This window comes from Micromonospora sp. D75 (assembly GCF_018070405.1).
Lineage (GTDB): Bacteria > Actinomycetota > Actinomycetes > Mycobacteriales > Micromonosporaceae > Micromonospora > Micromonospora chalcea.
Genome location: NZ_JAGPXV010000509.1, coordinates 1 through 4,459, shown reverse-complemented (window position 1 = coordinate 4,459; position 4,459 = coordinate 1). Strand labels below are relative to the sequence as shown.

Here is a 4,459-nt window from a genome sequence, read left to right as displayed (position 1 = left end):
GCGTGGAGGTGGTCAGCTCGTCGCGCGCCTTCAGGGCGGCGCGCATGTCGGCGGTGAGACGGTCCTTCAGCGTGCTCATGGACGGTGAAACTACCCTGAACGCCATGCGAAAGCGCACACTATTCCGTCTCGCGGCCGGAACCGTCGCCGCCGGGGCGGCCACCCTCGCGTACGCGTCGCTCATCGAGCGCAACATGTTCACCCTGCGCCGGTACGACGTGCCGGTGCTCCCGACCGACGCCGAACCGCTGCGGGTGCTGCACCTCTCGGACCTGCACATGATGCCCGCCCAGCGGCGCAAGCAGGACTGGGTGGCCTCGCTGGCCGCGCTCGACCCGGACCTGGTCGTGGTCACCGGCGACAACATGGCCCACCCGGAGTCGGTGCCGGGCGTGCTGCGCGCGCTGCAACCGCTGCTCGACCTGCCCGGCGCGTTCGTCTTCGGCTCCAACGACTACACCGGCCCGGTCCTGAAGAACCCCTTCACCTACTTCCTGCCCGACCGGGAGTACACCGAGGGCACGCCCCTGCCGTACGAGGAACTACGCGACATCCTCACCGGCGCCGGCTGGGTCGACATGAACAACGCACGCACCTCGCTCAAGGCCGGCGGGCGGGAGATCGAGCTGGTCGGCGTGGACGACCCGCACATCGAACGGGACGACTACGACGCCGTGGCCGGCCCGGTCAGCGGCGACGCGGCGCTGTCGATCGCGCTGTCCCACTCCCCCGAGCCCGCGGTGCTGGACCGGATGGCGGCCGACGGCTTCGGCCTGCTGCTCGCCGGGCACACCCACGGCGGCCAGGTGTGCGTGCCCGGGTACGGCGCGCTGGTCACCAACTGCGGGCTGCCCCGCTCGATGGCGCGCGGACTGCACCGCTGGCCCGGCTCGGACTCGTGGCTGCACGTCTCCGCCGGCCTCGGCACCCACCCCACCGCCCCCATCCGCTTCGCCTGCCCCCCCGAGGCCAGCATCCTCACGCTGATCTCCCGCTGACCCCGCCGCCCGGCGTCCCCGCTTCCCGGCAGATCTTGGTACGCGCCCGCCCCTCCGAGGGCCGGTTCGTACCAAGATCTGCCGCCCGCGCGGAGCGGGGGGTACCGAGTTTGACCGTGCGGGCGGGTGGGCTACTATTTGTCGGCACGCCTCGGGGTGTGGCGCAGCTTGGTAGCGCGCTTCGTTCGGGACGAAGAGGTCGTCGGTTCGAATCCGGCCACCCCGACCAGAGGTAAGAGGGCACATCCGATCCATCGGATGTGCCCTCTGCGTTTCCCCAACCGTGATCACCCTCGCAGTAGGATCCCGGCATGCCACGGCCGGTCGTCTTCGACCTCTTCCACACCCTGGTCCACGGCGCCGACGACGAGCGGGACCGGGTGGTCGGCGAGATGGCGCTCCTGGTCGGGGTGGCTCCGGCGGCGCTCGTCGCCGCGTACCACGCGACCTGGCGGGACCGGCTCGTCCGGTGGAGCGCGGAGGAGACCGTCCGCATCCTCGCCGAACGCCTCGGCGGCTCGCCGACGGACGAGCAGGTAAGCCGCGCCGCCGCGCATCGGCGTGCGCTGGCCCGCCGCGTGTTGGGCCGCGTCCCGGTCGGCACCCTGGACGTGCTCGACGCGCTGCGCGAGCGCGGCCACCGGCTGGCCCTGATCAGCAATGCCACTTCCGAGACCGCCGAGGCGTGGGCGGCCGGCCCACTCGCCCGGCGCTTCGACGTCGCGGTCTTCTCCAGCGCGGTCGGGCTGGCCAAGCCGGACCCGGCGATCTACCGCACCGCCGCGCAGCGCCTGGGCGTCGCGCCGGCGGAATGCGTCTACGTGGGCGACGGTGCGGACGGCGAACTGGCCGGCGCGGCGGCGGTCGGCATGACGGTGCTGCGGACCACCGAGCACCAGGACACCGATCCCGGCTGGATCGGACCGGTGATCGCGGACCTCCGTGACCTGCCCACCCATGTGGAGCAACCGGCCTCGACCGAATAGATCGACAGGACTGCCCGAAGCCACCCCGCCACGCGGCGTCGACCCTGCCGCCTGGCAAAGTTATGCGCATGCCGCCGATGATCCGATCCCGCCTGACCGATTGGACCACCGTCGCGCCCCTGGTCGCCGTGCTCGTGCTCGTGATGACCTGGGGACGGGAGCTGCCCGGCCCGCTCATCTTCGTGGTGGCGGCCCTGCTCGCGGCGGCTGTGCTGGCGGCCGTACACCACGCCGAGGTGGTGGCGCACAAGGTCGGTGAGCCGTACGGCTCGCTCGTGCTGGCGGTGGCGGTCACCGTGATCGAAGTCGGTCTGATCGTCACGCTGATGATCAGCGGTGGGGACAAGACGCAGGCGCTGGCGCGGGACACCGTCTTCGCCGCCGTCATGATCACCTGCAACGGCATCCTCGGCCTGTCGCTGCTGCTCGGCGCGCTGCGCCGGCAGGTGGCGGTGTTCAATCCGGAGGGCACCGGAGGGGCGCTGGCGACGGTGGCGACGCTCGCCACGCTCAGCATGGTGGTGCCGACGTTCACCACGAGCCGGCCGGGTCCGGAGTTCTCCCCCGCCCAGCTCGCCTTCGCGGCGGTCGCCTCGCTGGCCCTCTATCTGCTGTTCGTGATGGTGCAGACCGGCCGGCACCGCGACTACTTCCTCCCGGTCACCCAGGAGGGCAGCATCCTCGCCGAGGACAAGACCGGCGACGGCCACGCCGAGCCGCCGTCCACACGTACCGCCCTGGCCAGCCTGGCGCTGCTGGTGGTGGCGCTCGTCGCGGTGGTCGGCGACGCGAAGACGATCTCCCCGGCGATCGAGACCGCGGTCAGCGCGGCGAACCTGCCGCAGGCGTTCGTCGGCGTGGTCATCGCGCTGCTGGTGCTGCTGCCGGAGACGCTCGCCGCCGCCCGGGCGGCCCGGCGGGACCGCGTGCAGATCAGCCTCAACCTCGCGCTCGGCTCGGCCATGGCCAGCATCGGCCTGACCATCCCGGCCATCGCGATCGCCTCGATCTGGCTGGACGGGCCGCTGATGCTGGGCCTGGGCGGCACCCAGATGACGCTGCTGGCGCTGACCGCTGTGACAGCGGTGCTCACCGTGGTGCCGGGCCGGGCCACAGTGCTCCAGGGTGGCGTGCACCTGGTGCTGCTCGCCGCGTTCGTCTTCCTGGCCGCGAGCCCGTAGGCCGACGCGCCAGCCGCGGGCCCGTAAACCGACGCGCCAGCCGCCGGCCAACGGGTCCGTCAGTCGTGCGTCTCCGTGCGCGCCACCTCGGCGAACGCGGCGGTCAGGTACTCGGCGAACGGTCGTCCGGTGACCGCCAGCAGGTCGGCCACGAGCAGCGGGGCGTGCCGGGCGACCGCCGCCGGGCCGGGCGGGTTCTCGTCGTCACCGGGGTCGTAGACGCCGAGCGCCCCGGCCAGCAGCACCAGCAGCACGTGCGGGTCGACGTCGGGCCACCAGGCCGCCGCCGACCGCACGCACTGTTCCAGCACCTGGCGTACGTCGTCGCCGTCCAGCCCGTCCGGATGCCCCTCCTCCAGCAGCAGCCGGACCACACCGCCGAGCACAAGCCCGGACCGGTCGGCGGTGGCCAGCCGCTCGACGGCCGGGGCGTACGTCTCGGCGTCGCGGGCCTGCGCGGCGCCCACCGCGTCGGTGGCCGTCTCGGCGATCTCGCGGGCCGGTGCGGGCAGGTGCCGCCAGGTCGTCGTCACCGGGTCAGCATGGCAGAGCACGTGTGTTCGCTCACCTTCCGGCCCAGCGACCGCGTGTGTAAGGGGTAAACGGGTCGCGAGAGTCGTACCCGAAGCACAGAATCCCTGCCATGCTGCGCCGCGCCCTGCCCGCCCGTCCCGAAGCCCGCCGGATCCTGCTCGGCACGCTGTTCTCCGCGGTCGGGCGCGGCCTCACCCTGCCGTTCCTGTTCATCTACCTCACCGACGTACGCGGCCTGACCGACACCCGGGCCGGGCTGGTGATCGGCTGGTTCGGCGCGGTCACGCTGGCGCTCTCGCCGCTGGCCGGCACGTTCATCGACCGCTTCGGCGCGCGCCGGGTCGTGTTGCCCTGCCTGGTGATCGAGGCGATCGGCGTCGGCTCACTGGCGCTCGTCGACTCGACCGCCTCGGCGTTCGGCGTGATGACGCTCATCGCCGTCGGCAGCTCGGCGATCTGGGCCGGGCAGAACACGATCCTCGCCTCGCTCACCGACGACGGCGAGCGGCAGCGCGTCTTCGGGCTCAACTTCGCGCTGCTCAACCTCGGTATCGGCACGGGCGGCCTGATCTCCGGCGCGGTGGTCGACGTGGCCCGTCCGGTCACGTTCGAGGTGATCTACCTGCTGGACGCGGTGAGCTACCTGACGCCGGCGCTGATCCTGCTGACGCTGCCGCACGTGGGGCGCCGGCCGGTCGCGGCCACGGGGGCGACGGCCGCCGATCGGAGGACCGGCGGCTACCTCACGGTGCTGCGGGAC

At 72.6% G+C, this 4,459-nt stretch carries 5 protein-coding genes, 1 tRNA gene and 1 pseudogene; 5 read left to right on the top strand and 2 right to left on the bottom strand.

Features of this window, described 5'->3' with window-relative positions:
* Positions 1–79: pseudogene (locus KBX39_RS24300) on the bottom strand (GatB/YqeY domain-containing protein); the annotation flags it as partial.
* A 25-nt stretch (positions 80–104) separates the two neighbouring features.
* Between KBX39_RS24300 and KBX39_RS24295 the strand changes: the two are divergent.
* From KBX39_RS24295 to KBX39_RS24280, 4 genes are all read left to right on the top strand, one after another.
* Complete coding sequence (locus KBX39_RS24295; protein WP_043327854.1) at positions 105–998, top strand: metallophosphoesterase; 894 nt, start codon at positions 105–107, stop codon at positions 996–998.
* 152 nt (positions 999–1,150) lie between these two features.
* Positions 1,151–1,227 (top strand) — tRNA-Pro (locus KBX39_RS24290).
* 82 nt (positions 1,228–1,309) lie between these two features.
* Entirely contained in the window at positions 1,310–1,984 is a 675-nt protein-coding gene (locus KBX39_RS24285; protein WP_210872670.1) for an HAD family hydrolase, read from the top strand.
* 77 nt (positions 1,985–2,061) lie between these two features.
* Positions 2,062–3,165 carry a calcium:proton antiporter gene (locus KBX39_RS24280; RefSeq protein ID WP_043330855.1) on the top strand — a complete coding sequence of 368 codons (1,104 nt, stop codon included), beginning with the start codon at positions 2,062–2,064 and terminating at the stop codon, positions 3,163–3,165.
* Between the two features lie 59 nt (positions 3,166–3,224).
* Here KBX39_RS24280 and KBX39_RS24275 read toward each other — a convergent pair whose 3' ends face one another.
* On the bottom strand, positions 3,225–3,698 hold the full coding sequence (locus KBX39_RS24275; protein WP_233514733.1) for a hypothetical protein: 474 nt from the start codon (positions 3,696–3,698) through the stop codon (positions 3,225–3,227).
* Between the two features lie 110 nt (positions 3,699–3,808).
* Here KBX39_RS24275 and KBX39_RS24270 point away from each other — a divergent pair.
* Positions 3,809–4,459, top strand: a 651-nt coding sequence (locus KBX39_RS24270; protein WP_210872668.1) for an MFS transporter, incomplete at its 3' end; no start/stop codon positions are given.